Genomic DNA, 26,140 nt, shown 5'->3' on the forward strand with positions numbered 1-26,140 from the left:
GTGACCGATACACTGGCGATCACCAATCAGAAGGGCGGGGTCGGCAAGACCACCACCTGCGTTAACCTGGCCGCATCGCTGGCGCGCCTGGGCAAGCGCGTACTCGTGGTGGACATGGATCCCCAGGGCAATGCCACCACCGGCTCCGGCGTGGACAAGCATGCCGACGACCCCACCTCCTGCGAGGTGCTGCTGGGCCAGGCCACGGTCGCCGAGGCTGCCCACCGGGTCGAGGCCGGCTACGACCTGGTCCCGTCGAACGGCGACCTGACCGTGGCCGAGGTCCGGCTGATGGAGGCCGATCGCCGCGAATACCGCCTGCAGGATGCGCTGGGCGCGGCCGCCGCGAACTACGATCACATCCTGGTCGACTGCCCGCCGTCGCTGAACCTGCTTACCGTCAATGGCCTGGTCGCCGCCGATGGCGTGGTGATCCCGATGCAGTGCGAGTACTACGCCCTCGAGGGTCTGACCGCGCTGATGCGCACCATCGAGAGCATCCAGCGCGGGCCGAACCCGAAGCTGCGCATCTCCGGGTTGCTGCGCACCATGTTCGACCCGCGCAACCGCCTGTCCGGCGACGTCTCCGAACAATTGACCGGCCATTTCGGCGACCGTGTGTTCCGCACCGTGATCCCGCGCAACATCCGCCTGGCCGAGGCCCCCAGTTTTGGCCAGCCGGCCTTGTTGTATGATGCCTCCTCGCGTGGCGCGGTGGCCTACCTGGCCCTGGCCGGCGAGATGTTGCGGCGCTGACGCCGCCCGTCCCCCAACCGACTGTCTGCAGGAACGATCGACCATGGCGAAACGTGGACTGGGCCGCGGCCTCGATGCCCTCCTTTCCGGCGCCCAGGCCGGCGGCGACGAAGCCGACAGCCTGGATCAACTCCCGATCGAGCAGATCCGGCGTGGCAAATACCAGCCGCGCGTGCATATGGCCGAGGCCGCCCTGGCGGAACTCGCGGACTCCATTCGTGCCCAGGGGATCGTGCAGCCAGTCGTCGTCCGGCGGCTGGAGGATGGCTACGAACTGATCGCCGGCGAACGCCGCTGGCGCGCGGCCCAGATCGCGGGGCTGGAGACCGTGCCGGCGGTGGTGCGCGACATCCCCGACCAGGCCGCCGCCGCGATGGCCCTGATCGAGAACATCCAGCGCGAGGACCTGAACCCGCTGGAGGAGGCCCAGGCGATCCGGCGCCTGATCGGGGAGTTCGAGATGACCCACCAGGCCGCGGCCGATGCCGTGGGCCGTTCGCGCACCTCGGTGACCAACCTGCTGCGCCTGCTGGAACTCCACGACAGCGTGAAGGAACACGTCAACGAGGGCCGCCTGGAAATGGGCCATGCGCGCTGCCTGCTCGCTGTTCCCCTCGACGATCAGCCGGGGGTTGCCGCCACCGTCGTCAAGCGCGGGCTCTCCGTGCGCGCAACCGAACAACTGGTGAAGAAGGTCCTGGCCGCCACCCCGGAGCCGAAGAAGGACACCGGACCCTCGCCCGAAGTCCGGCAACTGGAAAGCCGCCTGTCCGACCAGCTCGGCGCCCCGGTGCAGGTGCGCTACAACCGCCAGGGCAAGGGTCGCCTGGTCATCGAGTACAACAGCCTCGACGAGCTCGACGGGATCCTCGAACACATCCAGTAGAGGCCGCGGACTCCCCGCGCCAATCCTCCCGGCAACGCCGTCCGCGCGCCCCGCCCGCACCGGGCCCAAACCCCTGCTTACAGCCCCATAACGGTTTGACCTAATAGAAGGGCGCTCTTATACTACGCGCACTTTTTGGGAGAGGGGTGGGTGTGCCCATCCGCTGAATGACACCGCGACGCTTCAGACACGCCTTACAATCGCTGGGTCTGCAGCTCGCCTTAACGCTGATTCTGTCGGGCCTGCTTCTGGCCCTGTTCCCCCCGATCGTGGCGATCTCGGCCGCGGTGGGCGGCATGACCGCGACCCTCGGCAACGCCGTGGCCGCGGTCGTCGTGTTTCGGCCCTATCGAGCCGATCAGGTGGGCTCGCTGACCGCCCGCATGATGGGCGCACAGCTGGGACGACTGGCAATCATCGCGGTGGCATTCGGGGTGGCGTTCGCTTACCTGGACGAGCCGGACCTACCGGCCCTGTTCGGCATCTTCCTCCTGGTGCACCTGGCCCCCCTGTGGTGGCTGCACCGGGTTTCTGATCAAGCAATGACGAGATAACTGCATGGCTTCAGAAAGCGAACTGCCCACGATGGAAGAGCACATTGCTCACCATCTCACGAACCTCACCTTCGGGCTCCACCCCGAGAACGGACTGAGCTTCGCCTCGACCAGCACCGAAGCCGCCGAGATGGGCTTCTGGGCGATCCATGTCGACTCCATGCTCTGGTCGATCGGTCTGGGTCTGCTGTTTATCCTGACGTTCCGCGCCGCGGCCAAGAAGGTCACCGCCGGCGTCCCGGGCGGCTGGCAGAACTTCGTCGAAATGACCATGGACTTCGTCAACGACAACGTCCGTGGTTCCTTCAAGCACAAGAACGACATGGTCGCGCCGCTCGCGCTGACCATCTTTGTCTGGATCTTCCTGCTCAACCTGATGGACCTGGTGCCGGTGGATCTGCTGCCGCACATCGCCTATCTGCTGGGCATCCCGTACTTCAAGATCGTGCCCACCACGGATATCAACGTGACCGCCGGCCTCGCGCTGGGCGTGTTTATCCTGATCATCTACTACTCGCTGAAGATCAAGGGCCCGGTCGGCTTCATCAAGGAACTCACGGGTATCCCGTTCCAGACCAACATCGTCTTCCTGAAGCCGATCTTCTGGACGATCAACTTCGTCCTCGAGTTCATCAACCTGCTGGCCAAGCCGGCCTCGCTCGCCCTGCGACTGTTCGGCAACCTCTACGCCGCGGAGATGATCTTCATCCTGATCGGCGTGATGTACTCCGCGGGCCTGATCCTGGGTCTGGCCGGCGGCGTGCTGCATGTCGGCTGGGCGATCTTCCACATCCTCGTGGTGCCGCTGCAGGCCTTCATCTTCATGGTGCTGACCGTCGTCTATCTGGACATGGCGTACAGCGAAGACCACTGATTCCGATCTTCCTACTCAACTGACTGTTTCAACACTCGACTGGAGATACAAAAATGGAAATGGCAAACGCTCTGATCGTTCTGGCTGGCTCTCTGCTCCTGGGTCTGGCCGCTGTCGGCGCCGCGATCGGCGTGGGCACCCTGGGTGGTCGCTTCCTGGAAGGCGCCGCGCGTCAGCCGGAACTGATCCCGATGCTGCGTACCCAGTTCTTCATCGTCATGGGTCTGACCGACGCCGTGCCGATGATCGGTGTGGGTATCGGCCTGTACGTTCTGTTCGCCCTGGGCTAAGAGGCTGACCGAGTCCCGAGGATCCCTCACACTCGTCAACCCGAGGTAGCAGGATGAATATCAATCTGACCATCATCGGCCAGCTGCTCGCGTTCAGCGTCTTCGTGTGGTTCACGATGCGCTACGTCTGGCCGCCCATGTCCAACGCCCTGGAAGAGCGTCGCAAGAAGATTGCCGACGGTCTCGCCGCAGCGGAGCGCGGCGAGAAAGAGCAGGAGCTCGCCCAGGAGCGTGCGACCGAGGTGATCAAGGAAGCCAAGCAGCAGGCCAACGAGATCGTCGCCTCCGCCCAGAAGCGTGCCAACGATCTGGTCGAGGAGAGCAAGACCACGGCCCGCGAGGAAGGCGACCGCATCAAGGAAGCGGCGCAATCCGAAATCGAGCAGGAGCTCAATCGCGCGAAGGAAGAGCTGCGCAAGCAGGTCTCCGAACTGGCGGTTGCCGGCGCCGAGCAGATCCTGGCCAAGGAGATTGACGCCAAGGCCCACGGCGATCTGCTCAAGAAGCTCGCGGCCAAGCTCTAAGGAGACGTTATGTCAGACCTGATTTCGGTCGCCCGACCCTACGCCCGCGCGGCATTCGAGCGGGCCCGCGAGGCCAAGGATCTCGCCGGCTGGGCCGAGCAGCTCGAGTTGCTGGCGGCGATCGCCAGCGACTCGCAGATGCACAGTCTCCTCTCCAACCCGCGGCTCCCGCGTGCCGATCGCGCCCAGCTGGTGCTGGACGTGGCCGGTGACAAGGTCGGTGCCGAGGCCGGCAATCTGGTGCGCCTGCTGGCGGAGAACGGCCGCCTGCCGGCCCTGCCCGCCGTCCGTGACGCCTTCGAGGAACTCAAGGCCGCCGCGGAACAGCGCGTGCACGCCGATGTCACCGCCTTCCGCAAGCTCACGCAGGCGCAGGAGAAAGAGATCCACGACGCCCTGGTCAAGGGCCTGGGCTGCGAAGTCGATCTCGAATGCTCAGTCGACAGCTCCCTGCTGGGGGGCGCCATCATCCGCGCCGGCGACCTGGTAATCGACGGCTCCGTGCGAGGCCAGCTGAACCGCCTGGCTGCCAATTTGAGTCGCTAAGAGGATATTTAACATGCAACTGAATCCCTCCGAGATCAGTGATCTGATCAAACAGCGCATCGAGAAATTCGATGCCTCCTCCGAGGCCTCCAACGAGGGCACCGTGGTCAGCCTGACCGACGGTATCGCGCGTGTGCACGGCCTGGGTGACGTCATGCAGGGCGAGATGCTCGAGTTCCCCGAGGACACCTTCGGCATGGCGCTCAACCTCGAGCGCGACTCCGTCGGCGTCGTGATCCTGGGTGACTACAAGCACATCAAGGAAGGCGACACGGTGAAGTGCACCGGCCGCATCCTCGAGGTCCCGGTGGGCGAGGCCCTGCTCGGTCGCGTGGTGGACTCCCTGGGTCGCCCGATCGACGGCAAGGGCCCGGTGAACACCGACGTGACCAGCCCGATCGAAAAGATCGCCCCGGGCGTTATCGAACGCCAGTCCGTCGACCAGCCGCTGCAGTCCGGCATCAAGGCGATCGACGCCATGGTTCCGGTCGGCCGCGGCCAGCGCGAGCTGATCATCGGCGACCGTCAGACCGGCAAGACCGCCGTGGCGATCGACGCGATCATCAACCAGAAGGACTCCGGCGTTAAGTGCATCTACGTCGCCGTGGGCCAGAAGGCCTCGTCGGTTGCGTCCGTGGTGGCCAAGCTGGAAGAGGCCGGCGCGATGGAGAACACCATCATCGTCGCCGCCAACGCCTCCGAGTCGGCCGCGATGCAGTTCATCGCCCCGTATGCCGGCTGCGCGATGGGCGAGTACTTCCGCGACCGTGGCGAAGACGCCCTGATCGTCTACGACGACCTGACCAAGCAGGCCTGGGCCTACCGTCAGGTCTCCCTGCTGCTGCGCCGCCCGCCGGGCCGCGAAGCCTATCCGGGCGACGTCTTCTACCTGCATTCGCGTCTGCTGGAGCGGGCCTCCCGCGTGAACGCCGAGTACGTGGAACAGCACACCAACGGCGAAGTGAAGGGCCAGACCGGTTCCCTGACCGCGCTGCCGATCATCGAGACCCAGGCCGGCGACGTGTCCGCGTTCGTGCCGACCAACGTGATCTCGATCACCGACGGCCAGATCTTCCTCGAGACCGACCTGTTCAACTCGGGTATCCGTCCGGCGATCAACGCCGGTCTGTCGGTCTCCCGCGTGGGTGGTTCGGCGCAGACCAAGATCATCAAGAAGCTCGGTGGTGGCGTGCGTCTGGCGCTGGCCCAGTATCGCGAGCTGGCGGCGTTCTCGCAGTTTGCCTCCGATCTGGACGAACTGACCCGCAAGCAGCTGGATCGCGGCAAGCGCGTGACCGAGCTGATGAAGCAGGGTCAGTACCAGCCGATGTCCATTGGCGAGATGGCCTTCTCCCTGTATGCCGCGAACGAGGGCTACCTCGACGACGTCGAGGCGGAAAAGGTCGTGAGCTTCGAAAAGGAACTGATCGCCTATGCGCGTTCCTCGCAGAAGGAGCTCCTGGACGAAATCAACAGCACTGGCGACTACAACGACTCCATCCAGGAAAAGCTGAAGAAGGCCCTGGAAGAGTTCAAGGCCAAGCACAGCTGGTAACGGGAGCACGCAATGGCGGGCACTAAGGAGATTCGGACGCAGATCAAGAGTATCCAGAATACTCAGAAGATCACCAAGGCGATGGAGATGGTCGCCGCGTCCAAGATGCGCAAGGCCCAGGACCGTATGGAAGAGTCCCGGCCCTACGCGCAGAAGATCCACGACGTGATCGGTCACGTCGCCATGGCGAATGCCGAGTACAAGCATCCGTTCATGGTTGAGCGCGAAGTGAAGCGCGTGGCGCTGATCATCGTGTCGACCGATCGCGGCCTCTGCGGCGGGTTGAATACCAACCTGTTCAAGAAGGCTGTCGGCGAGATGCGCCGGTACCGCGACGAGGGTGTCGAGGTCGATCTCTGCGTGGTGGGCAACAAGGCGCTGCAGTTCTTCAAGCGCCTTGGCGGCAACATCGTGGCCGAAGCCAAAGATCTCGGTGACCGTCCGCACATCAACGACCTGATCGGGTCGATCAAGGTGGTGCTGGACAACTTCCGCGACGGCAAGGTGGACCGCGTCGTGCTGCTGGAGAACAAGTTCGTCAACACGATGACGCAGCAGCCCGAGGTGACCCAGCTGCTGCCGACGGCGCCGAGCCGGGACGAATCGCTCAAGCACCACTGGGATTACATCTACGAGCCCGACACGCATCCGGTGATGGATACGCTGCTCGAGCGCTATGTCGAGTCCCTGATCTACCAGGCGGTGGTCGAGAACGTGGCCTGCGAAATGGCCGCGCGCATGGTGGCGATGAAGTCCGCCTCCGACAACGCCGGCACGATGATCAAGGACCTGCAGCTCGTCTACAACAAGGCGCGCCAGGCCGCGATCACCCAGGAGATCTCCGAGATCGTCAGCGGCGCGGCCGCGGTCTAGCGCCCGCCGTCACGTATCGGTCGACTCGGCACGAATTACGACTTACGAGGATGAACAAATGAGTTCTGGAAAGATTGTCGAAATCATCGGCGCCGTCGTGGATGTGGAGTTCCCCCACGGCGAAGTGCCCAAGGTCTACGACGCCCTGACCCTGGAAAACGGCCTGACCCTGGAAGTCCAGCAGCAGCTGGGTGACGGTGTCGTGCGCACGATCGCCATGGGCACCACCGAGGGTGTGAAGCGTCAGACCCCGGTCACCGCGACCGGCAAGCCGATCTCCGTGCCGGTCGGCAAGGGGACCCTGGGCCGCGTGATGGACGTCCTCGGTCGTCCGGTGGACAACGCCGGCGACGTGGAGGCCCAGGAGACCTGGTCGATCCACCGCGCCGCCCCGACCTTCGACGAGCAGGCGGGCTCCACCGAGCTGCTGGAAACCGGCATCAAGGTCATCGATCTACTGTGCCCCTTCGCGAAGGGCGGCAAGGTCGGCCTGTTCGGCGGCGCCGGCGTGGGCAAGACCGTCAACATGATGGAGCTGATCCGCAACATCGCGATCGAGCACTCCGGTTATTCCGTGTTTGCCGGCGTGGGCGAGCGTACTCGTGAAGGGAACGACTTCTATCACGAGATGAAGGACTCCAACGTCCTCGACAAGGTGGCCCTGGTCTACGGCCAGATGAACGAGCCGCCGGGCAACCGTCTGCGCGTCGCGCTGACCGGTCTGACCATGGCCGAGTTCTTCCGTGACGAAGGCCGCGACGTGCTGATGTTCATCGACAACATCTACCGCTACACCCTGGCCGGGACCGAGGTCTCCGCGCTGCTGGGTCGTATGCCGTCCGCGGTGGGTTACCAGCCGACCCTGGCGGAAGAGATGGGTGTGCTGCAGGAGCGCATCACCTCGACCAAGAAGGGTTCGATCACTTCCATCCAGGCCGTCTACGTGCCGGCGGATGACTTGACCGACCCGTCCCCGGCCACGACCTTTGCGCACCTGGATGCGACCGTCGTGCTGTCGCGCCAGATCGCCGAGCTGGGGATCTACCCGGCGGTGGATCCGCTGGATTCCACCTCGCGCCAGCTGGACCCGCAGATCATTGGCCAGGAGCACTACGACACCGCCCGTGCGGTGCAGGGTACCCTGCAGCGCTACAAGGAGCTGAAGGACATCATCGCGATCCTCGGGATGGACGAGCTGTCGGAAGACGACAAGCTGGTCGTGGCCCGCGCGCGTAAGATCCAGCGCTACCTGTCGCAGCCGTTCTTCGTGGCCGAGGTCTTCACCGGGGCGCCCGGCAAGTACGTGTCCCTGAAGGACACCATCCGTGCGTTCAAGGCGATCGTCGACGGTGAATACGACCACCTGCCGGAGCAGGCCTTCTACATGGTCGGCACCATCGAGGAAGCCGTCGAGAAGGCCGAGAAGCTCGGCTAAGGAGCAAGGCGTTATGCCCATGAATATGCATGTGGATGTGGTCAGTGCGGAGGAGTCCATCTACTCCGGTACGGCCCTGATGATCGCCGCGCCCGCCGAAGGTGGCGAGGTCGGCGTATATGCCGGGCATACCCAGATGCTCGCCCGGCTCAATCCGGGCGAACTGCGCATCCAGGAAAAGGAAGGCGCCGAGCCGCAGCCGGTGTTCGTCTCCGGCGGCATTCTCGAGGTCCAGCCCTACCACGTAACCGTCCTCGCGGACACCGCGGTGCGGGCCAAGGACCTCGACGAGGCCGAGGCCCTGGAGGCCAAGAAGCGCGCGGAGGAGGCCCTGGAGAATTCCAAGGCCGACTTCGACTACGCCAAGGCTCAGGCGGAACTGGTCGAGGCGGCCGCCCGCCTGCAGATGATCCAGAAGCTGCGCCGGAAATAATCCGGCGAATTGCGACGGATGACCTACCCCAAGGGCCAACCATCTCGGTTGGCCCTTTATCATTGCAGCCATGCCTGAAATGACACCCCTCCATCTCGTGGTACTGGCCGCCGGCAAGGGCACGCGCATGCGTTCGCGCAAGCCGAAGGTCTTGCAGCCCCTCGCCGGCCGGCCCCTCCTTGCCCATGTACTCGATCGCGCGGCCGCGCTGGACGCCGCCGCCTGCCACCTCGTGGTGAGCCACCAGCAGGAACGTGTGCGTGCCGCATTCGCGGAATCGACCTTGCCCCTCGAGTGGGTGGATCAGGGCGAGCCCCGCGGTACCGGCCACGCGGTTTTCCGCGCCCTGGAGCATATCCCGGATGCGGCGCGCGTCCTGGTGACCTACGGGGACGTCCCGCGGATCCCGGTCGCCGACCTCGAGGCCTGCGCGGCGGGCGATGGCGTGACCGTGCTCGCCGCGCGTGTTGCCGATCCCGCGGGCTACGGGCGCCTGATCCTGGGCCCGGACGGCGCCCTCGAGCGAATCGTCGAGGACAAGGAGGCGTCGATCGACGAACGGGCCGTGGATCTGATCAATACCGGGGTCCTGGCCGCGCCGGCGGGCGATCTGCGCCGCTGGCTGGCCGCCTGCGAGCCGGCGCCCGGCGGCGCCCGCGAGTGGTACCTGACCGACGTGGTCGCCACGGCCCGCGCCGACGGATCCGCGGTCACTGTCGCCGAGAGTCGGGATCCGGCCGCGGTGCTCGGCGTGAACGATCGCGCCCAGCTGGCCGTCCAGGAACGGCTCTACCAGCAGGCGCAGGCGAACGAGATGATGCGCGACGGCCTGGCCCTGGCCGATCCCGACCGTATCGATGTCCGAGGCGTTCTCACCTTCGGGCAGGATTGCACCCTGGACGTGAACGTCGTGATCGAGGGCACGGTCACGCTGGCGGATGATGTCTACATTGGCCCCGGCTGCGTGCTGCGCGACTGCCAGATCGGGTCGGGCACGCAGATCGCGGCGCACAGCGTCCTCGAGGGGGTGCGCGTGGATGCGGATGCCCGGGTCGGGCCGTTTGCGCGCCTCCGGCCGGGTACGGTTCTCGGCACGGGCGCGCGGGTCGGCAACTTTGTGGAGATCAAGAACGCCACCCTGGGCCCGGGAGCGAAGGCGAATCACCTGACGTATGTTGGTGATGCCCGGGTGGGCGCGGGCGCGAACCTGGGCGCCGGCACCATCACATGCAATTATGACGGGGCCAACAAGCACCACACCGAGATCGGCGAACGGGCCTTTATCGGCTCGAACACCGCGCTGGTGGCGCCCATCCGCATCGGCGACGATGCCACTGTGGGGGCCGGGTCGACCCTGTCCGACGACGTCGAGCCGGGTGCCCTGGCGCTCACGCGCGCCCGGCCCCGCACCATCCGCGACTGGCCGCGTCCGAAGAAGACCAGCAAGAACAAGGAGAGCTAACCCATGTGCGGTCTGGTGGCAGGCATCGGCGAGCGCAACCTGGTCCCCGTCCTGGTGGAAGGGCTTCACCGCCTGGAGTACCGGGGCTATGACTCCGCCGGCGTGGCGGTGGTGAACGACGGGGCGGTTGCGGACATCCGCGCCATCGGCAAGGTGGCGGCGCTGGAGCAGCGCATCGACGCCGCCGGCCTGCAGGGGCGCGTGGGCATCGCCCACACCCGCTGGGCCACACACGGTGCCCCGAGCGAGGAGAATGCCCACCCCCATCGTTCGCGGGATGGCCGCGTGGCGATCGTGCACAACGGCATCATCGAGAACCATGCGGACCTGCGCTCGCGACTGGACGCAGCGGGCTGGCCCTGCGTGTCGGCGACCGACAGCGAGGTCATCGCCCACCGGCTGGAACAGGCGCTGGAGGCCGGTGCCACCCCGCGAGAGGCGATGCGCAGCACCTGCGCCGAGCTCCAGGGGGCCTACGCCATCGCCGCGGTGTTCGCGGACTTCCCCGACGAGCTGATCGTCGCCCGCTCCGGGAGTCCGGTGCTGCTCGGCCTGGGGATTGGCGAGACCTTTGCCGCATCCGACGTGCAGGCCCTGCTCCCGGTGACCCAACGCTTTGTCGACCTCGAGGACGGCGACATCGCCCGTCTGACGCGCGCCGGCGTCGAGGTCGAGGATGCGCGCGGGGCTCCGGTCGAGCGCGGCATCCGCGAGAGTCGTTGCCAGGTGAACGTCGCGGATCGTGGCGAATACCGGCATTTCATGCTCAAGGAGATCTACGAGCAGCCCCACGCCCTCGAGGAGACGTTGTCCGGTCGCCTCGGCGAAGCGGCCATCCTCGAAAACATCCTCGGCCCGGGCAGTGACGAACGGCTCGCCGACGTCGCCGCCGTCCAGATCGTGGCCTGCGGCACCAGCTATCACGCCGGCATGGTCGCGGCCCACTGGATCGAGGAGCACCTGGGCCTGCCGGCGCGGGTGGAGGTCGCCAGCGAGTACCGCTACCGCCGCCATGTCCTCGCCCCCGGCACGCTGCTTGTGGTGATCTCCCAGTCCGGTGAGACGGCCGACACCCTCGCGGTGCTGCGCCAGTCCCAGGAGGAGCCGTTCCTCGCCCGCCTGGCCATCTGCAATGTCCCCGAGAGCACCATGGCGCGCGCGGCCGACCTGATCCTGATGACGCACGCCGGCCCGGAGATCGGTGTCGCCTCCACCAAGGCCTTCACCACCCAGCTCGCCGCCCTGGGGATCCTGGTCCTGCTGCTGGGTCAGGTCGCGAAGGCCGCCCGGATGCCGGCCAGCGACCGTGCCGCCGCTGTCGCGGCCCTGCGGGGCCTGCCGGATCAGGTCGCGCGGATCCTCGCCCTGGACACCCCCATCGCGCGGATTGCCGAGGACCTGCTGGAACGCCAGCACGCCCTGTTCCTGGGCCGGGGCGCGTATTTCCCGATCGCCCTGGAGGGTGCCCTCAAGCTGAAGGAGATCTCCTACATCCACGCCGAGGCCTATCCCTCGGGCGAGCTGAAACACGGCCCGCTGGCCCTGGTCGATACGGAGATGCCGGTGATCGCGGTCGCCCCGGACGACGCCCAGCTGGAAAAGCTCTCCAGCAACCTGCAGGAGGTTCGGGCGCGGGGCGGGCAGCTGATCGTGATCGGCGAATCCAGCGCCGCACGGGCGCTGGCCCCGGAAGACACCTGGATCGGCCTCCCGCAGAACGAGGCCCTCAGCCCCTGGCTGGCGCCGGTCCTGTTCACCATCCCGCTGCAGTTGCTCGCCTATCACACGGCCGTGCTGAAGGGCACCGACGTGGACCAGCCGCGCAACCTCGCGAAGTCGGTCACCGTCGAATAACGCGCCGCGCCAAACCGCTTGTTCCATCAGGAAACGCTTGTATTCGCGCCCCGGGTCGGCTAGATTCGGGCGCGCTTGAACAATCTGTCACAGGAGTCCCTCATGGATCAGCAAGAGCTCAACAACCGCTGCGTCACCCTGTTCCAGTCCCCGCGCATCCAGACCAAGCTCTGGAACCCGCGCATGTTCTGGGAAGTGGGCCGCAAGCTGAACACCACCCCGGACGAACTGACCCAGCCGAAGGTCGACCTGTGCGAGCTGGAAGTGATGCTCTCCGCTGCCGCCTACGAGCCGTCGCAGTGCGCCGACAACCTGAACCAGCGCGAGGCCGGCCGTGCCGACTTCATCCGCCGCGCGGTCCAGTCCGGCCAGCGTCCGTTCCTGCGCCGCGCGGCCTGAGCCGCGCCCGCAGCGAACCCTGCGCTGTCCCTGGAGACCCGGCCCTGTGCCGGGTTTCTTCGTTTCCGGCCCCGCAAACCATTTTGGTCACCACAGAGCACACAGAGGACACGGAGAAAGTACGGAGGGGCTTGGAGCGAATCCCTTCGTCGGGCCGCCGGCGCGGCCACGGCATCCGCAGCACGCGAGCCGGGACCTTCTCTGTGTCCTCTGGGCCCTCTGTGGTGCTATCGCCCTTCTTCGTGCCTTCGTGCACTTCGTGGTGCAACCCGCCCTTGCCCTCTGGTTCCGTCGCCCGTCGCGTCGCGGGTTACTGGCCACGGGCCTCCAGCCAGAAGGTGACCGGCCCGTCGTTGGTCAGGCTCACCTGCATGTCCGCGCCGAAGCGACCACTGGCAACCGGTGCGTGGCGTTCCCCGGCCCGCCGCACCAGATAGTCGAACAGTGCCGCCCCGTGTTCCGGGGTGGCGGATCCCGAGAAGCTCGGGCGCATCCCCTTGCGGGTGTCGGCCGCGAGGGTGAACTGCGGCACCAGCAGCAGCCCGCCCCCGGTCTCGGTCAGGCTCCGGTTCATCCGCCCCTCGGCGTCGGCGAAGACCCGGTAGCCCAGCAACCGGTCCAGCATGCGCTCCGCGCCCGCCTCGGTGTCGTTCGGCTCCACCGCGACCAGCGCGAGCAACCCCGGCCCGATAGTCCCGACCGCCTCCCCGTCGATCGCGACCCGGCCCTCGGTGACGCGCTGGATCACCGCGATCACGCGCGCGCTCCCCCGGTCCCGGGCTCCACCTGCCCCGCCAGGTCGGCGGCCAGCCGGTCGGTCGCGGCCACCAGGCGGCGCAGGATCCCGGGCTCGGCGGCCGAATGGCCCGCATCCGGCACGATGTCCAGCTGCGCCTGTGGCCAGGCCCGGTGCAGCGCCACCGCCTGGTTGACCGGACAGACCACGTCATAGCGCCCGTGCACCAGCGTCCCGGGGATCCCCGTCAGCCGCCCGGCGTCGCGCAGCAGCTGGTCCGGCTCGAGGAAGGTGTCGTGTTTGAAATAGTGGCACTCCAGCCGCGCGAGGCTGACCGCGACGTCCGGGTCCTCGAAGTGGGCAATGACATCGGGGTTCGGCACCAGACAGGATGTACGCCCCTCCCAGCCCGACCAGGCCCGGGCCGCGGCCTCGCGCACCGGGCGTTCCGGCGAGGTAAGCCGCCGGTAGTAGGCGCCCACCATATCGTCGCGCTCGGTCTCGGGGATCTGAGCCTCGTACTCGGCCCAGGCCTCGGGGAACAGACGGTCGGCCCCGGACTGGTAGAACCACTGGATATCCTGCGGCCGGCACAGGAAGATCCCGCGCAGCACCAGGCCCAGCACCCGCTCCGGATGCGTCTCGGCGTAGGCCAGGCCGAGGGTGGAGCCCCAGGACCCCCCGAATACCACCCAGCGCTGGATCCCCAGGTGCTCGCGCAGGCGCTCGATGTCCGCGACCACGTGCCAGGTGGTGTTCGCCTCCAGACCGGCATGCGGGGTCGAGCGCCCGCAGCCCCGCTGGTCGAACAGCACGATCCGGTAGCGTTCCGGGTCGTAGAAGCGCCGGTGCCAGCCCTCGCAGCCCGAGCCCGGTCCGCCATGCAGGAATACCACCGGGATCCCGTCGGGATTGCCGCACTCCTCGAAGTAGAGTTCGTGGCCGTCGCCGACCGCCAGGCGGCCCATCCCGTGGGGTTCGATCTCGGGGTACAGTGCGTCCATCAGGGGTCTCCGGCCAAAACCCCGAGTGTCGCCAAAAAGTCCCGCGGGCGAAAGACTACTCCGGGTCGTCGATCACCCGCCCGCGGTAGACCCGGCGTTTGTGGGTGGGCCGGCCCCCTGCGGATGGCGCCGCGTCGGTCCCGGCGGGCGGCTCACGCCGCGGCGCGTGCAGATACCCCGACCCTTCGAGCTGGCTGCGCAGGGTCAGCGCCGCGGCCTGCACCAGGCTCGACTGCGAGCGCGCCGCATAATCCAGAATGGTCTCCATGAAGTCCGGGTCACCGGCCGACAGCCGGGCCACTGCGGGGAATTCGGCCCGCATGTTCCGCCGCAGTTCGGCGGCCAGGCTGAGGCTCTTGCGGTCGTGCATGGGGGTCCCCGGTGGACATGGGTGTTCCCGAGCTCATGCAAACCCAATGCCACGGCGGGACCCGCCGCGCAGGCCCAGCGTGCGCCCCGGTCGCCGCGATCCCGCACCGCGATCCCGCACCCTGGCGGCGCAACGCTTGCCCGGCCACGGTGCATGCGCGGCCCGCTGCGCCCCAAAGCCTGGCGTGCCCTCTCCCCGGATTGGCATGCCGGTGCTTGCGTGCCGGGCGGCGGCGGCCTATGTTGCGGCCCCATGGAGACACCCGCCGTTCCCGCCTCGATTCGCCGCCTCGCCGGCCGCGCCATCGCCGACTTCGACATGGTGCGCGAGGGCGATCGCATCCTCGTCGGCCTGTCCGGCGGCAAGGATTCCCTGACCCTGCTGTGGCTGCTGCACAACCTCGCACGCCGGGCGCCGGTGCACTTCGAGGTCGGCGCGGTCACCATCAATCCGGAGATCGAGGGCTTCGAGCCGCAGCGCCTGCTGGACTACCTCGCCGCCTACGGCATTCCCTATCACTTCGTGTCCGAGCCGATCGCCGAGCTGGCCGACGCGCACATGGACAACGACTCGTTCTGTTCCTTCTGCTCGCGCATGAAGCGCGGCCTGATGTATCGCACCGCGCGGGAACACGGCTACAACGTGCTGGCGCTGGGCCAGCATCTGGACGATCTCGCCGAGAGCTTCATGATGAGCGCGTTCCACGGCGGCCAGTTGCGCACCATGAAGGCCCACTACGCGATCGATGCAGGCGACCTGCGGGTGATCCGCCCGCTGGTCTACGTACGCGAGCGCCAGACGCGGGACTTTGCCGAGGCCGCCGGGCTGCCGGTGATCCTCGACAACTGCCCCGCCTGCTTCGCGATGCCCACCCAGCGCGAGCACATGAAACAGCTCCTGGCGCAGGAGGAGGCGCAGCACCCGCGCTTGTTCCGCAACCTGCGCACGACCCTCAAGCCGCTGATGACCGAAGGCGGCATTCCCCCGCGCGAGCCGCCATCCGCGACCATCGAACCCGAAGCCCCCGAACATGGCCCGACGTCGGCATCTGCGTGATCGCCTGATCGGGGGTGGCCTGCGTCTGCTCGCGCGCCTCCCGCTGCGGGTCAACCACGCCCTGGGCGGCCTGGTGGGGGCGCTGGTCTGGTACCTGCCGACCCGCTCGGCGCGCATCACCCGAATCAACCTGGCGCTGTGCTTTCCGGACAAGGACCCGGCCTGGCGCCGGCGCGTCGGACGGCGTTCCCTGATGGGCATGGGCCGTGCCCTGACCGAGTCCCCCTGGCTGTGGCAGGCACGCCCGGAGACGCTGGAGGCGCTGGCGGTCCAGCCGCCGCACTACGCGCGCCTGCGCGACCGTGCCGCCGGCCGTGCCCTGTTCCTGTGCGCCCCGCATCTCGGATCCTGGGAGTTCGCCGGTCTGCACGCCGCCCGCCACGGGCCCATGGCCACCCTGTACAGCCCGTTCAAGACGCCGGAGATCGATCGCTGGGTGCGCGAGGCCCGGGCCTCCACCGGCGCCGAGCTGGCCCCGGCCGATCGCAGCGGCCTGCGTATCCTCCAGCAGGCCCGCGATCGCGGCGCGATTATCGGCATCCTGCCGGACCAGAGTCCCAAGGGCGCCTCGGGGCAGCACGCCCCGTTCTTCGGCCGCCCGGCCCTGACCATGACCCTGCTCCCGCGCCTGCTGCGCGGGCGCGGGGATCACGTGGTCTTCCTGTTTGCCGAGCGCCTGCCCGGGGGCCGGGGCTTTCGCTATCACGAGGTCGAGGCCGGGCCGGAGGTGGCCGACCGCGACTTCACCCGCGCGGCCGCGGCGATCAACGCCCATGTGGAGACGCTGGTGCGGCGCTGCCCCGAACAGTACAACTGGGCCTACAAGCGCTTCCACCCGCCGCCCGAGGGCTGGCCGGATCCCTACCGCCCGGGGGCGCCCGAGTAACGGCGCGGCGCGGCGTCAGAGGATGTAGCGGGACAGGTCCTCGTCCTCGACCAGATCCCCCAGGCGCTGATCGACGAATTCGCGGTCCACGATCACGGCGCCGTCCACGTCCGGGGCGCGGTAGGCGACGTCCTGCAGCAGGCGTTCGAGCACGGTGTGCAGGCGGCGGGCGCCGATGTTCTCGGTGCGCGCGTTCACGTCATGGGCGATCTCGGCCAGGCGGCGCACCCCGTCCGCCTCGAAGCGCAGCTCCACGCCTTCGGTCTTCATCAGCTCGGTGTACTGCTCGGTCAGCGAGGCGGTGGGTTCGGTCAGGATGCGCACGAAGGCGTCCGCCGACAGCGCATCCAGCTCCACCCGAATGGGCAGCCGCCCCTGCAGCTCCGGCACCAGGTCGGAGGGCTTCGACAGGTGGAAGGCGCCGGAGGCAATGAACAGGATGTGGTCGGTGCGCACCATGCCCAGCTTGGTGGACACGGTGGTGCCCTCGATCAGCGGCAGCAGGTCGCGCTGCACGCCCTCGCGCGAGACCTCGCCGCCGCTCGATTTCTCGCTGCCCTTGGCGACCTTGTCGATCTCGTCGAGGAACACGATGCCGCTTTGCTCCACCCGCTCGATGGCGCGCTCCTTCAGGTCTTCCTCGTTGATCAGGCGCGCGGCCTCCTCCTCGATGAGCAGCTTGCGGGCCTCGGCGATCTTGAGCCGCCGCGAGCGGGTCTTCTGACCGCCGAGGTTCTGGAACATCGACTGCAGCTGACTGGCCATCTCCTCCATGCCCGGCGGTGTCATGATCTCCACACCCTGCGGGTTCTGCGAGACCTCGATGTCGATCTCGCGCTCGTCCATGTCGCCTTCGCGCAGGCGCTTGCGCAGCTTCTGCCGGGTCTCGCTGCCGGCGTCCTCCGGCTCGGACTCGGTGAAGCCGGCATTGCGCGGGCGCGGCAGCAGGGCGTCGAGGATGCGTTCCTCGGCGGCGTCCTCGGCCTTGACGCGGTTTTCCTTGATGGCCTCGTCGCGCAGCTGCTTGACCGCGGCCTCGGCCAGGTCGCGGATGATCGATTCGACATCGCGGCCGACATAGCCGACCTCGGTGAACTTGGTCGCCTCGATCTTGATGAACGGCGCGCGGGCCAGCTTGGCCAGGCGCCGGGCGATCTCGGTCTTGCCGACACCGGTCGGGCCGATCATCAGGATGTTCTTCGGTGTGACCTCGGGCTGCAGCTCTGGCGGCAGCTGGCGGCGGCGCCAGCGGTTGCGCAGGGCAATGGCGACGGAGCGCTTGGCCTCGTCCTGGCCGATGATGTAGCGGTCCAGTTCCTGGACGATCTCGCGGGGGGTCATGTCGGTCATGGCAAAAGGGGCCTTGGTCGGATCGGGTCGTCCGGGGCCTGGCGCGTTACTCCGCGTCCAGGCTCTCCAGGGTGATGTTGTGGTTGGTGTATACGCAGATGTCGGCGGCGATGTTCAGGGACTTCTCCACGATCTCGCGCGCCGACAGGTCGGTGTTCTGCAGCAGGGCCTGGGCGGAGGCCTGGGCGTAGGGCCCGCCGGAACCGATCGCGATCAGTGCGTTCTCCGGCTCGATCACGTCGCCGTTCCCCGAGATCACGAACGAGTTCTCGCGGTCGGACACGGCCAGCAGGGCCTCCAGCTTGCGCAGGGCGCGGTCGGTGCGCCAGTCCTTCGCCAGCTCCACCGCAGCCCGGGTGATATTGCCGGAGTGCTTCTCCAGCATGCCCTCGAAGCGCTCGAACAGGGTGAAGGCATCGGCGGTGCCGCCGGCAAACCCGGCCAGGATGCGGTCGTGATAGACCCGGCGCACCTTGCGCGCGTTGCCCTTCATCACGGTGTTGCCAAGGGATACCTGGCCGTCGCCCCCGAGGGTGACGGCGCCGTCCTTGCGGACGCAAACGATGGTGGTGCCGCGAAACTGTTCCACGGGGTTCTCCTGTCCGGCTGTGTATCGGGGGCACGGTGTTGGGTCGCGGCGACCCGGGATCGTTCACCCGGCGGGTGCGATCGCGGCCGGATCAATCTCTCCGGCGGGCCCGCGGATGGGCGGCATCATACACCTGTGCCAGATGCTGATAGTCGAGATGGGTATAGATCTGGGTGGTTTCAAGGTTGGCGTGGCCCAGAAGTTCCTGGATGGCCCGCAGGTCGCCGCTGGATTCCAGCAGATGGCTGGCGAACGCATGGCGCAGCCGGTGCGGGTGCAGGCGCACGTCCAGCCCGGCGCGGCGTCCCGCCTCGGCGACGCGGCGCTGCACCGCGCGGTTGCCGATGCGCGGGCCGCGACGGCTGACGAAGACCGCCCGCTCGTCCGGCGCTGCCCAGTCCCCCCGGTGCCGCAACCAGGTGCGCAGGGCCTCGCGCGCCTTGCGCCCCACCGGCACGCTGCGCTCGCGCCGGCCCTTGCCGAGCACCCGCACCAGTCCCGCGTCCAGGTCGAGATCGGTCAGATCCAGCCCGGTCAGCTCCGACAGGCGCAGCCCGGAGGAATACAGCAGCTCCAGCATCGCCTGGTCGCGGGCGGCCAGCGTCGGGTCCGGGCCCTCGGCCGGAGCCAGGGCCTGCTGTGTCTGGTCGACATCGAGATCGCGCGGCAGGGCGCGCCCGGCCCGGGGGCCGCGCATGCCGGACGCCGGGTTGGCGGGCATGCGCCGCTGTTCCACCTGGTAGGCAAAGAAGCCGCGTGCAGCGGACAGGAAGCGCTGAATGGAGCGCGGGTGATGGCCCTGGCGCGCCAGTTGCCCGGCGATGCGGCGCATGTCGGCCGGCCTGAGCGCCTCCCAGGGGCCGTGATGCAGGCTGCGCAGGCGCGTCAGGTCGCGTCGATAGGCCTTGACGGTATGCGGCGAATGGCCGCGAACGTCGCTCAGGTGGCCCAGAAACGCCGTGATATCCGCATCCTGCGCGGGCGCGTCCCCGGTTGCCGGGTCAGGCCGCGGCGTGGGTCCGCTCGACATGGCAGCGGATCGACTCGGCCAGCAGGTCGCCGATGTGGGTCACGAAATAGGTGCCCATGTCGGGCTGGAAGCGGTTCGCGGATTCGCTCGCCAGGCCGAGCACGCCGATCCGGTCGGCATCATCGCCCAGGGGCATCAGGATCGCGGATCCGATCTCCTCGGCATCGTCGAACAGTACATCCAGCATCTCGGCGGGGACCCGGCCACACTGGGCCTTGCCGCGGCTGAACAGCGGGTCGAAGGTGCCCAGCTCACCCTTGTCCAGCGCATGCAGGTCGTCGACCTTGCGATGCGCCAGGCGGATGCTGACGCGCTCCGCGCCCAGCTCGTTGCGCAGGGCGTCCTGGGTCAGGGCCAGCACGGCGTCCAGGTTTTCGGCGCGCATCAGGGTCTTGGCCAGTTCGTGCAGGTGCTGGCCCATGCGTTCGTTGTCGCGGGCGCGCTCGACCAGCTCGCCCATGTGCTGCTCCATCGCGCGGTGCTTCTCGCGCAGCAGCGCGACCTGGCGCTCCAGCAGCGAGACGGCCCCGCCGGATGGATGGGGGATGCGCAGGATGTCCAGCAGCGGCAGGTGGTCCTGGAAGAAATCCGGGTGCTCGCGCAGGTAGGCCTCGACGTCGGCGGCGCCGATCGGGGCTTGCGGGTTCTTTTTCGGCGAGCGGGTCTTCGCGGTCTCTGCAGCAGAGGCGTTGGAGGATTGCCCAGTCATAGATCGATCCAGCCGTTGAATACCGTGGTGGCCGGCCCGGTCAGCCAAACCGGTGCCTCGGCCTGTCCGTCCCAGCTTAGCACAAGGGTCCCGCCCGGCAGGGCCACCTCGACGTCATCGTCGACCAGTCCGCGGCGGCGCAGCACGGCCATCGCGGCGGCCGCGCCACTGCCACAGGCCAGCGTCTCGCCGACCCCGCGCTCGAATACCCGCAGGTCGACATGGCCGCGGTCGCGCAGCGCGGCGAAGCCGACGTTCACGCGCCGCGGGAAGCTCTCGTGGCGTTCGATGATCGGGCCGATCTCGGCCACCGGGGCGCGCGCGACGTCGTCGACCAGGATCACCGCATGGGGGTTGCCCATGGACACCGCGCCGAGGGTGATCGAGTGGCCCTGCACGTCCAGGGTGTAGGCGTCGGCTTCGGCCTCGGCGACCAGCGGGATGCGCGCCGGCGCGAACTCGGGTCGGCCCATGTCCACGCGCACCCGCTCGTCGTCCTCGACATGCAGCACGATGCGCCCGCCCAGGGTCTCGACCGGGATCTCGCGGGCCTCGGTCAGGCCCTGCTCGCGCACGAAGCGGGCGAAGCAGCGCGCCCCGTTGCCGCACTGCTCCACCTCGGAGCCGTCGGCATTGAAGATGCGGTAGCGGAACAGTGCCTGCGCCGGATCGCTCGGCGCCTCCACCAGCAGCACCTGGTCGCAGCCGATGCCGAAGTGGCGATCCGCGAGATGGCGCAGCGTCGATGCGTCCAGCCGGACCGACTGGCGGATGCCATCGATCACCACGAAATCGTTGCCCAGCCCGTGCATCTTGGTGAATTCGAGACGCATCAGCGGTGCCCCGGCAGGTGACCGAAAATGATCATGTGGCGGTCCGACGTGACGTGGACGGTAAAACCGTCGAGGCCGGCGGCGGCCAGCTGCGCGCGCACCTCCTCGGGCGTGAAGGCGGCGTGCAGGGAGTGCTGGAAGTCGCGCCGCAGGACGTCCGGGTCATCGGCTGCGTACTGCGCGACCAGGGCCTGGACGGACTCGGTCGAGTCCGGGCGGCGCAGGTCCATCACGAATACCGCTGCCCCCGGTGCCCCGTCGCGGCGGATCGCCTGCCACAGCACCGCGGGGTCGTGCAGGTGATGCAGCAGGGAGTTGCTGATGATCGTGGCATACGGGGCGCGCGGGCCGCGGGCCTCGGGCAGGCAGCCCTCGGCCAGATGAACCCGCCGCGCGGCCGGGTGACCGGCCATCAGGGCGTCGCCGGCGGCCAGCATCGCGGGCGCGCCGTCGAGGCCGTCCACCTCGCAGTCGGGGTAGCGCGCGGCGAAGCGCAGCGAGACGTCACCCGGGCCACAGCCGAGATCCAGCACCGGCCCGGTCACCGGGCCCGGGAAGACCTCGGCGAAGGCATCCACGAAGCCCTCGTGCGGGGCGGCGAAGTCGGCCTCGGCGTAGGCGCGTGCCTGCGCAGGCTCCAGCATCAGCTCCGGTTCGGGCTGGCGCGGGATCACGGGGCCACGCTCCCGGGCGGGTCCGTGTCATCCGGGTCCACGTCTTCAGAATCCTGGGGCAGCATGCTCTCGCGCATCATCAGGTGATCCACCTGCTCGCGGCGGTTGATGATCTGGAAGTGGTCGCCGTCGACCATCACCTCCGGCGGGCGCGGCCGCGAGTTGTAATTGCCGGCCATCACATAGCCGTAGGCCCCGGCAGAGCGCACCGCGAGCAGGTCACCGGCGGCCAGCGCCAGTTCGCGCTCGCGGCCGAGGAAGTCGCCGGTCTCGCAGACCGGGCCGACGATGTCGTAGGTCCGCGTCGCCGTGTCGTCGCGCTGTACCACCGGCACGATCTCCTGCCAGGCGCCGTACAGCGCCGGGCGCAGCAGGTCGTTCATCGCGCCGTCGACGATCGCGAAGTCATGCGCCTCGGTGTGCTTCAGGTATTCCACCCGGGTCAGGAACACGCCGGCGTTCGCCGCGATGGCGCGGCCCGGCTCCAGCAGCACCTTCAGGCTTCGTTCGCCCAGCACCTCGCGCAGGGCGCTGGCCCAGACATCGGGCTCCGGCGGCGTCTCGTCGCGGTAGCGCACGCCCAGGCCACCGCCGACATCGATGTGTTCGAGTGTGATGCCGTCCTCGGCCAGCTGATCCACCAGCGCCAGCACACGCTTGAGGGCATCGGTGAACGGATCAATGCGGGTCAGCTGCGAGCCGATGTGGAAGTCGACGCCGGTGGCCGCCAGGTGCTGGCTGTCACGCACCCGGGCATACAGCGCCGGCGCCTCCTCGATCGCCACACCGAACTTGTTCTCGCGCAGCCCGGTGGCGATGTAGGGGTGGGTCTCGGCATCGACGTCCGGGTTCACCCGGATCGACACCGGGGCCTGAATGCCGAGCTCTGCCGCGACCGTCTCCAGCCGCTCCAGCTCCGGCGCGGACTCGACGTTGAAACAGTGGATGCCGACCTCCAGCGCGCGGCGCATCTCGGCGGCGGTCTTGCCGACGCCGGAGAACACGATCTTCGCCGGGTCGCCGCCGGCGCGCAGCACGCGTTCCAGTTCGCCGCCGGAGACGATGTCGAAGCCGGCGCCCAGGCGCGCGAGCACGTTCAGCACCCCCAGCGCGGAGTTCGCCTTCACCGCGAAGCAGACCTGGTGCGGGGTCCCGATCAGCGCCTCGCTGAACGCGCGATAGTGGCGCTCCAGCGTGGCACGGGAATACACGTAGGCCGGGGTGCCGACCAGTTCGGCCAGGCCGTCCAGGGCCACACCCTCACAGAACAGCGTGTCGCCGTGGTAGTCGAAATAGTCCATCTAGTGGTCCTTCAGCGGGATCATTGCGGGTTGTGCTCCTCGGCTTCCTCGTCATCGGGCAGGTAGAGATCGCCCTTCTGGCCGCAGGAGGCGAGCATCTGCATCGTGCCGAGTACGACGATCACGGCGATCAACAGCCATTGGGCCTTGCAGGAAAACATGGTCGGGTCCGGGGTCTACGTTGCATGGAAAGGCGATAGTGTGCCATTGATACGCCGCTGGCTTCAGATGCCAAGGGGCTTGGCAGGCCCTCGCAACCCGACGAAATTCACCCGATTGCGAATCGCGATGATTCGTTCATCAATGATTCAGCGAGGTTTGGGACGATGCATCTGCGAGACCAGCAAAAAGACCACTGAAGCTGGTCAGGGGGCGGATCCCGGTCCGCAGGGAATAGACCCCTGCAGGTCGCCGTCCAAAGCAACAGGCGTCGAGGCGGCTCACCGCCAGGACGTCCCGGATTATCCGGAACTGACCCACAAGATGAGAGGAGATCATCCATGATTAGCACCAAGCGCCGTGTCTTCCTGAAAGGCACTCTCGCCGCCGGTACTGTCGGTGTCGCCGTCGGGGCCGGTCTGCTCGCCCCGAGCAAGCTGCTTGCCGCCTGGCCGTCCGAGGCCTTCGCCGCCGAAGGTCTGGAAGCCGCCATGGAAGCCGTCACCGGTTCCAGCGACGTGGCTGATGGTGACGTGACCCTGAGCGCCCCGGAAATCGCCGAGAACGGCGCCGTGGTCCCGGTGTCCGTCGAGTCCAGCCTGGACAACGTGACCGAAATGGCCGTGTTCGTCGAGCTGAACAACCAGCCGCTGACCGCCCACTACGTCCTGGGTGATGGCGCGCATGCGAACGTCTCCGGCCGTATCCGCATGGGCGAGTCCTCCAACGTGATCGCCGCCGTGAAGTCCGGCGACACCTGGTACAAGACGGTTCAAGAAGTGAAGGTCACGGTTGGTGGCTGCGGCGGCTAACGCCGACCCCGAACCGCTGATCCGAACACTACTGGAGGTTTAAGATATGTCTATTCGAGTTCGCGCCCAGGAAAGCAACGGCGTTATCAATATCCGTGCGCTGATGAGCCACGACATGCTGGTCCCCGACGATGACGGTGGCCCGCACTTCATCGAGACTGTGGAAATTGCGCGTAACGGCACCACCGTCGTCACCGCCAACTGGAACTACACCGTCTCCCGCAACCCGTTCCTGCAGACCGAGATCGACGGCGCCTCTGGCGACACTGTGTCCATCTCCTGGACGGACAACCAGGGTGAATCCGACTCGACCGAGGTCGAAGTGCGGTAATCAGGAGCATTCATGCTCTTGAATCAAAGCCGGGGCTTGCCCCGGCTTTTTTTGTGTCCGGGTTGGGTTCGTCGCACCCCGGCCTTTCTGGCCTACACTCCAGACAGGCCCATGCCGAGCGACGAGCCATGCCACCCCATTCCCCGCCGCGAAACCCGGATGCTGAACCCGCGCTGCGCCCGGCCCTGCTCCTCGAACCCCACCAGCCCCTGTGGCAGCGCCTGCCGCGGCGCGACGCCGAAGGCCGTCGGCTGGCGGACTTCATGATGCTGATCCCCGGTCTGCGCCAGCGCCCGCGCGCCGAGATCCACGCCCGGGCGCTGGCCATCGAGCGGGTCCTCCATGGCTACGGGGCCGATATCGCGTTCGTCGAGCTGAACCTGAAGCTGAACACGCTGTGGGTCTCGCTGAGCGCGCGGCCGGGGATCTGCAGCGAACTGCCCTGCGCCATCCAGGAGGCCGTCCCCGAGGCCTTGCTGGTCGGCCCGAAGCTGGGGTCGCGCGGATAAGACCCGCGGTCATACCGGGCGCGGGCCAGCCTTGCTACACTGGCGTTTTACCGTGCCTGAACCGGAACATGACTGAACGCACCGCATCCGTCCGCCGCGACACCCTGGAGACCCGTATCGCCATCGAGCTGAACCTCGACGGCACCGGGCAGAGCCACCTCGAGACAGGCATCCCGTTCCTCGATCACATGCTGGATCAGGTTGCCCGCCACGGCCTGGTCGATCTCGACGTGCGCGCCGAGGGCGATCTGCATATCGACGCCCACCACACGGTGGAGGACATCGGCATCACCCTGGGCCAGGCGCTGGCGCAGGCGCTGGGCGACAAGAAGGGCATCCGCCGCTACGGCCATGCCTACGTCCCGCTGGACGAGGCCCTGTCGCGCGTGGTGATCGACTTTTCCGGGCGCCCAGGGCTGGAGATGCACGCCGACTTCCGCCGCTCGCACATCGGCGAATTCGATGTCGACCTGTTCCACGAGTTCTTCCAGGGCCTGGTCAACCACGGCTGGATGACCCTGCATATCGACTGTCTGCGTGGTGACAATGCCCACCATGTCGCCGAGACCATCTTCAAGGCCTTCGGACGTGCACTGCGCGTGGCGGCGGAAATGGATCCGCGCTCGGCGGGCATGATGCCGTCCACCAAGGGAACCCTGTAACGGACAAGGGACGAGACCCGGCCATGGAAACTGTTGCCGTCATCGATTACGGCATGGGCAATCTGCACTCGGTCGTGCGTGCGCTGGAGCACGAGGCCGCGGCCGATCAGCGTGTGCTGCTCACGGACGAGTCCGAGACCCTGCGCGAGGCGGACCGCCTGGTGTTCCCCGGCCAGGGGGCGGCGGGGGACGCCATGCAGGCGCTGGCCGGGCGCGGCCTGGACCGGCTGCTGCCGGAACTGGCGGCGGACCGGCCCTTCCTCGGCCTGTGCCTGGGCCAGCAGATCCTGATGGACACCAGCGAGGAGAGCGGCGGGGTCGACCTGCTGGGCATCCTGCCGGGCCGGGTGGCGCGCTTTCCCGCGATGGAGGGTGCGGATGGCCGCCGCCTGAAGATCCCCCACATGGGCTGGAACCGCGTGCTGCCGGCGCGGGAGCACCCCCTGTGGCACGGTCTGCCGGAGACGCCCTGGTTCTACTTTGTCCACAGCTACCGGGTGCAGCCCGAGCGCGAGGCGGATGTGGCCGGGCGCACCGATTATGGCGAGACCTTTGCCTCGGCACTGGCACGGGGCTCGTTGTTCACCATGCAGTGCCATCCGGAGAAGAGCGCCGCCTGCGGGCTGCGCCTGCTGCACAACTTTCTGCGCTGGGACGGAGACGGTCCCGGGGCGTCGTGAGGAGTCGA

The 26,140-nt window shown here is 67.8% G+C and carries 32 protein-coding genes; 21 read left to right on the forward strand and 11 right to left on the reverse strand.

The window, feature by feature from the left end:
* From D107_RS0105505 to D107_RS0105570, 14 genes are all read left to right on the forward strand, one after another.
* Entirely contained in the window at positions 1-756 is a 756-nt protein-coding gene (locus D107_RS0105505) for a ParA family protein (protein ID WP_018867614.1), read from the forward strand.
* 43 nt (positions 757-799) lie between these two features.
* Complete coding sequence (locus tag D107_RS0105510; RefSeq protein WP_018867615.1) at positions 800-1,642, forward strand: ParB/RepB/Spo0J family partition protein; 843 nt, start codon at positions 800-802, stop codon at positions 1,640-1,642.
* Positions 1,643-1,809: 167 nt separating this feature from the next.
* On the forward strand, positions 1,810-2,196 hold the full coding sequence (locus tag D107_RS0105515) for an ATP synthase subunit I (protein WP_018867616.1): 387 nt from the start codon (positions 1,810-1,812) through the stop codon (positions 2,194-2,196).
* A 31-nt stretch (positions 2,197-2,227) separates the two neighbouring features.
* Positions 2,228-3,070 carry a F0F1 ATP synthase subunit A gene (atpB, locus tag D107_RS0105520; protein WP_018867617.1) on the forward strand — a complete coding sequence of 281 codons (843 nt, stop codon included), beginning with the start codon at positions 2,228-2,230 and terminating at the stop codon, positions 3,068-3,070.
* A 53-nt stretch (positions 3,071-3,123) separates the two neighbouring features.
* On the forward strand, positions 3,124-3,360 hold the full coding sequence (gene atpE / locus D107_RS0105525; RefSeq protein ID WP_012983953.1) for a F0F1 ATP synthase subunit C: 237 nt from the start codon (positions 3,124-3,126) through the stop codon (positions 3,358-3,360).
* Between the two features lie 53 nt (positions 3,361-3,413).
* Positions 3,414-3,884 (forward strand): F0F1 ATP synthase subunit B, encoded by a 471-nt coding sequence (locus D107_RS0105530; RefSeq protein ID WP_018867618.1) that lies wholly within the window; start codon positions 3,414-3,416, stop codon positions 3,882-3,884.
* A 9-nt stretch (positions 3,885-3,893) separates the two neighbouring features.
* The gene (locus D107_RS0105535; RefSeq protein ID WP_018867619.1) at positions 3,894-4,430 is read left to right on the forward strand and encodes a F0F1 ATP synthase subunit delta; all 537 of its coding nucleotides are present in this window, start codon (positions 3,894-3,896) and stop codon (positions 4,428-4,430) included.
* 13 nt (positions 4,431-4,443) lie between these two features.
* Positions 4,444-5,985: a F0F1 ATP synthase subunit alpha gene (gene atpA, locus D107_RS0105540; protein WP_018880950.1), complete on the forward strand. Its 1,542-nt coding sequence runs from the start codon at positions 4,444-4,446 to the stop codon at positions 5,983-5,985.
* A 12-nt stretch (positions 5,986-5,997) separates the two neighbouring features.
* On the forward strand, positions 5,998-6,858 hold the full coding sequence (atpG, locus tag D107_RS0105545) for a F0F1 ATP synthase subunit gamma (RefSeq protein WP_018867621.1): 861 nt from the start codon (positions 5,998-6,000) through the stop codon (positions 6,856-6,858).
* A gap of 58 nt (positions 6,859-6,916) precedes the next feature.
* Positions 6,917-8,293, forward strand: a complete 1,377-nt coding sequence (gene atpD / locus D107_RS0105550) for a F0F1 ATP synthase subunit beta (protein ID WP_018867622.1) — start codon at positions 6,917-6,919, stop codon at positions 8,291-8,293.
* A gap of 13 nt (positions 8,294-8,306) precedes the next feature.
* Entirely contained in the window at positions 8,307-8,726 is a 420-nt protein-coding gene (locus tag D107_RS0105555; protein ID WP_018867623.1) for a F0F1 ATP synthase subunit epsilon, read from the forward strand.
* A gap of 79 nt (positions 8,727-8,805) precedes the next feature.
* A complete protein-coding gene (gene glmU / locus D107_RS0105560; protein ID WP_018880951.1) occupies positions 8,806-10,188 on the forward strand; it encodes a bifunctional UDP-N-acetylglucosamine diphosphorylase/glucosamine-1-phosphate N-acetyltransferase GlmU in 1,383 nt (460 codons plus the stop codon).
* A gap of 3 nt (positions 10,189-10,191) precedes the next feature.
* A complete protein-coding gene (gene glmS, locus D107_RS0105565; RefSeq protein WP_018880952.1) occupies positions 10,192-12,042 on the forward strand; it encodes a glutamine--fructose-6-phosphate transaminase (isomerizing) in 1,851 nt (616 codons plus the stop codon).
* 102 nt (positions 12,043-12,144) lie between these two features.
* The gene (locus D107_RS0105570) at positions 12,145-12,441 is read left to right on the forward strand and encodes a hypothetical protein (RefSeq protein WP_017943077.1); all 297 of its coding nucleotides are present in this window, start codon (positions 12,145-12,147) and stop codon (positions 12,439-12,441) included.
* Positions 12,442-12,751: 310 nt separating this feature from the next.
* On the opposite strand, the gene dtd is transcribed toward D107_RS0105570, so the two are convergent.
* The 3 genes from dtd to D107_RS0105585 are packed head-to-tail and all read right to left on the reverse strand — an operon-like array spanning position 12,752 to position 14,551.
* Positions 12,752-13,198 (reverse strand): D-aminoacyl-tRNA deacylase, encoded by a 447-nt coding sequence (gene dtd / locus D107_RS0105575; RefSeq protein WP_018878247.1) that lies wholly within the window; start codon positions 13,196-13,198, stop codon positions 12,752-12,754.
* Positions 13,195-14,181, reverse strand: a complete 987-nt coding sequence (gene pip, locus D107_RS0105580) for a prolyl aminopeptidase (protein WP_018879258.1) — start codon at positions 14,179-14,181, stop codon at positions 13,195-13,197. The genes dtd and pip overlap by 4 nt, the downstream gene beginning before the upstream one ends.
* A gap of 55 nt (positions 14,182-14,236) precedes the next feature.
* Entirely contained in the window at positions 14,237-14,551 is a 315-nt protein-coding gene (locus D107_RS0105585; RefSeq protein ID WP_018880953.1) for an SAM-dependent DNA methyltransferase, read from the reverse strand.
* Between the two features lie 252 nt (positions 14,552-14,803).
* On the opposite strand from D107_RS0105585, the gene D107_RS0105590 reads away from it, so the two are divergent.
* Complete coding sequence (locus tag D107_RS0105590; RefSeq protein WP_018879257.1) at positions 14,804-15,607, forward strand: tRNA 2-thiocytidine(32) synthetase TtcA; 804 nt, start codon at positions 14,804-14,806, stop codon at positions 15,605-15,607.
* Positions 15,582-16,493: a lysophospholipid acyltransferase family protein gene (locus D107_RS0105595; RefSeq protein WP_018879256.1), complete on the forward strand. Its 912-nt coding sequence runs from the start codon at positions 15,582-15,584 to the stop codon at positions 16,491-16,493. The genes D107_RS0105590 and D107_RS0105595 overlap by 26 nt, the downstream gene beginning before the upstream one ends.
* A gap of 15 nt (positions 16,494-16,508) precedes the next feature.
* Here the strand turns inward: D107_RS0105595 and hslU are convergent, their stop codons facing one another.
* The 8 genes from hslU to D107_RS13645 form a co-directional block, all read right to left on the reverse strand.
* The gene (gene hslU / locus D107_RS0105600) at positions 16,509-17,843 is read right to left on the reverse strand and encodes an ATP-dependent protease ATPase subunit HslU (protein WP_018867631.1); all 1,335 of its coding nucleotides are present in this window, start codon (positions 17,841-17,843) and stop codon (positions 16,509-16,511) included.
* Between the two features lie 46 nt (positions 17,844-17,889).
* Positions 17,890-18,432 (reverse strand): ATP-dependent protease subunit HslV, encoded by a 543-nt coding sequence (gene hslV / locus D107_RS0105605; protein ID WP_018141092.1) that lies wholly within the window; start codon positions 18,430-18,432, stop codon positions 17,890-17,892.
* Positions 18,433-18,523: 91 nt separating this feature from the next.
* On the reverse strand, positions 18,524-19,462 hold the full coding sequence (xerC, locus tag D107_RS0105610; protein ID WP_018880954.1) for a tyrosine recombinase XerC: 939 nt from the start codon (positions 19,460-19,462) through the stop codon (positions 18,524-18,526).
* Complete coding sequence (locus tag D107_RS0105615) at positions 19,434-20,171, reverse strand: DUF484 family protein (protein ID WP_018876778.1); 738 nt, start codon at positions 20,169-20,171, stop codon at positions 19,434-19,436. The genes xerC and D107_RS0105615 overlap by 29 nt, the downstream gene beginning before the upstream one ends.
* A complete protein-coding gene (gene dapF, locus D107_RS0105620) occupies positions 20,168-21,004 on the reverse strand; it encodes a diaminopimelate epimerase (protein WP_018867634.1) in 837 nt (278 codons plus the stop codon). The genes D107_RS0105615 and dapF overlap by 4 nt, the downstream gene beginning before the upstream one ends.
* Positions 21,004-21,678, reverse strand: a complete 675-nt coding sequence (locus D107_RS0105625) for a trans-aconitate 2-methyltransferase (RefSeq protein WP_018867635.1) — start codon at positions 21,676-21,678, stop codon at positions 21,004-21,006. Before D107_RS0105625 ends, dapF begins: the two co-directional genes overlap by 1 nt.
* A complete protein-coding gene (gene lysA, locus D107_RS0105630; RefSeq protein ID WP_018867636.1) occupies positions 21,675-22,979 on the reverse strand; it encodes a diaminopimelate decarboxylase in 1,305 nt (434 codons plus the stop codon). The genes D107_RS0105625 and lysA overlap by 4 nt, the downstream gene beginning before the upstream one ends.
* 20 nt (positions 22,980-22,999) lie before the next feature.
* Positions 23,000-23,140: a lipoprotein gene (locus D107_RS13645; protein WP_018867637.1), complete on the reverse strand. Its 141-nt coding sequence runs from the start codon at positions 23,138-23,140 to the stop codon at positions 23,000-23,002.
* A 339-nt stretch (positions 23,141-23,479) separates the two neighbouring features.
* On the opposite strand from D107_RS13645, the gene soxY reads away from it, so the two are divergent.
* The 5 genes from soxY (at position 23,480) to hisH (ending at position 26,132) form a co-directional block, all read left to right on the forward strand.
* Complete coding sequence (gene soxY, locus D107_RS0105640) at positions 23,480-23,950, forward strand: thiosulfate oxidation carrier protein SoxY (protein ID WP_018878253.1); 471 nt, start codon at positions 23,480-23,482, stop codon at positions 23,948-23,950.
* Positions 23,951-23,996: 46 nt separating this feature from the next.
* Complete coding sequence (gene soxZ, locus D107_RS13290; RefSeq protein WP_038032872.1) at positions 23,997-24,281, forward strand: thiosulfate oxidation carrier complex protein SoxZ; 285 nt, start codon at positions 23,997-23,999, stop codon at positions 24,279-24,281.
* A gap of 128 nt (positions 24,282-24,409) precedes the next feature.
* Positions 24,410-24,790, forward strand: a complete 381-nt coding sequence (locus tag D107_RS0105650; protein WP_018867640.1) for a hypothetical protein — start codon at positions 24,410-24,412, stop codon at positions 24,788-24,790.
* A 68-nt stretch (positions 24,791-24,858) separates the two neighbouring features.
* Positions 24,859-25,452, forward strand: coding sequence for an imidazoleglycerol-phosphate dehydratase HisB (gene hisB / locus D107_RS0105655; protein ID WP_018867641.1), 594 nt, complete (start codon positions 24,859-24,861; stop codon positions 25,450-25,452).
* A 23-nt stretch (positions 25,453-25,475) separates the two neighbouring features.
* The gene (gene hisH / locus D107_RS0105660) at positions 25,476-26,132 is read left to right on the forward strand and encodes an imidazole glycerol phosphate synthase subunit HisH (protein WP_018880955.1); all 657 of its coding nucleotides are present in this window, start codon (positions 25,476-25,478) and stop codon (positions 26,130-26,132) included.
* The last annotated feature ends 8 nt before the right edge of the window (positions 26,133-26,140 follow it).

This window comes from Thioalkalivibrio sp. ALE30 (genome assembly GCF_000377465.1).
Classification (GTDB): domain Bacteria; phylum Pseudomonadota; class Gammaproteobacteria; order Ectothiorhodospirales; family Ectothiorhodospiraceae; genus Thioalkalivibrio.

Bases quoted from the DNA above. Each gene is read 5' to 3' on its own strand.
- dapF (WP_018867634.1), bottom strand. From the start codon at position 21,004: ATGCGTCTCGAATTCACCAAGATGCACGGGCTGGGCAACGATTTCGTG.
- hslU (WP_018867631.1), bottom strand. From the start codon at position 17,843: ATGACCGACATGACCCCCCGCGAGATCGTCCAGGAACTGGACCGCTAC.
- D107_RS0105535 (WP_018867619.1), top strand. From the start codon at position 3,894: ATGTCAGACCTGATTTCGGTCGCCCGACCCTACGCCCGCGCGGCATTC.
- atpB (WP_018867617.1), top strand. From the start codon at position 2,228: ATGGAAGAGCACATTGCTCACCATCTCACGAACCTCACCTTCGGGCTC.
- atpD (WP_018867622.1), top strand. From the start codon at position 6,917: ATGAGTTCTGGAAAGATTGTCGAAATCATCGGCGCCGTCGTGGATGTG.
- D107_RS0105555 (WP_018867623.1), top strand. From the start codon at position 8,307: ATGCCCATGAATATGCATGTGGATGTGGTCAGTGCGGAGGAGTCCATC.
- D107_RS0105570 (WP_017943077.1), top strand. From the start codon at position 12,145: ATGGATCAGCAAGAGCTCAACAACCGCTGCGTCACCCTGTTCCAGTCC.
- D107_RS0105515 (WP_018867616.1), top strand. From the start codon at position 1,810: ATGACACCGCGACGCTTCAGACACGCCTTACAATCGCTGGGTCTGCAG.
- atpE (WP_012983953.1), top strand. From the start codon at position 3,124: ATGGAAATGGCAAACGCTCTGATCGTTCTGGCTGGCTCTCTGCTCCTG.
- soxY (WP_018878253.1), top strand. From the start codon at position 23,480: ATGATTAGCACCAAGCGCCGTGTCTTCCTGAAAGGCACTCTCGCCGCC.
- hisH (WP_018880955.1), top strand. From the start codon at position 25,476: ATGGAAACTGTTGCCGTCATCGATTACGGCATGGGCAATCTGCACTCG.
- xerC (WP_018880954.1), bottom strand. From the start codon at position 19,462: ATGTCGAGCGGACCCACGCCGCGGCCTGACCCGGCAACCGGGGACGCG.
- soxZ (WP_038032872.1), top strand. From the start codon at position 23,997: ATGTCTATTCGAGTTCGCGCCCAGGAAAGCAACGGCGTTATCAATATC.
- D107_RS0105585 (WP_018880953.1), bottom strand. From the start codon at position 14,551: ATGCACGACCGCAAGAGCCTCAGCCTGGCCGCCGAACTGCGGCGGAAC.
- D107_RS0105595 (WP_018879256.1), top strand. From the start codon at position 15,582: ATGGCCCGACGTCGGCATCTGCGTGATCGCCTGATCGGGGGTGGCCTG.
- D107_RS13645 (WP_018867637.1), bottom strand. From the start codon at position 23,140: ATGTTTTCCTGCAAGGCCCAATGGCTGTTGATCGCCGTGATCGTCGTA.
- hisB (WP_018867641.1), top strand. From the start codon at position 24,859: ATGACTGAACGCACCGCATCCGTCCGCCGCGACACCCTGGAGACCCGT.
- D107_RS0105615 (WP_018876778.1), bottom strand. From the start codon at position 20,171: ATGACTGGGCAATCCTCCAACGCCTCTGCTGCAGAGACCGCGAAGACC.
- glmU (WP_018880951.1), top strand. From the start codon at position 8,806: ATGACACCCCTCCATCTCGTGGTACTGGCCGCCGGCAAGGGCACGCGC.
- lysA (WP_018867636.1), bottom strand. From the start codon at position 22,979: ATGGACTATTTCGACTACCACGGCGACACGCTGTTCTGTGAGGGTGTG.
- D107_RS0105590 (WP_018879257.1), top strand. From the start codon at position 14,804: ATGGAGACACCCGCCGTTCCCGCCTCGATTCGCCGCCTCGCCGGCCGC.
- D107_RS0105650 (WP_018867640.1), top strand. From the start codon at position 24,410: ATGCCACCCCATTCCCCGCCGCGAAACCCGGATGCTGAACCCGCGCTG.
- glmS (WP_018880952.1), top strand. From the start codon at position 10,192: ATGTGCGGTCTGGTGGCAGGCATCGGCGAGCGCAACCTGGTCCCCGTC.
- atpG (WP_018867621.1), top strand. From the start codon at position 5,998: ATGGCGGGCACTAAGGAGATTCGGACGCAGATCAAGAGTATCCAGAAT.
- D107_RS0105510 (WP_018867615.1), top strand. From the start codon at position 800: ATGGCGAAACGTGGACTGGGCCGCGGCCTCGATGCCCTCCTTTCCGGC.
- D107_RS0105530 (WP_018867618.1), top strand. From the start codon at position 3,414: ATGAATATCAATCTGACCATCATCGGCCAGCTGCTCGCGTTCAGCGTC.
- atpA (WP_018880950.1), top strand. From the start codon at position 4,444: ATGCAACTGAATCCCTCCGAGATCAGTGATCTGATCAAACAGCGCATC.
- pip (WP_018879258.1), bottom strand. From the start codon at position 14,181: ATGGACGCACTGTACCCCGAGATCGAACCCCACGGGATGGGCCGCCTG.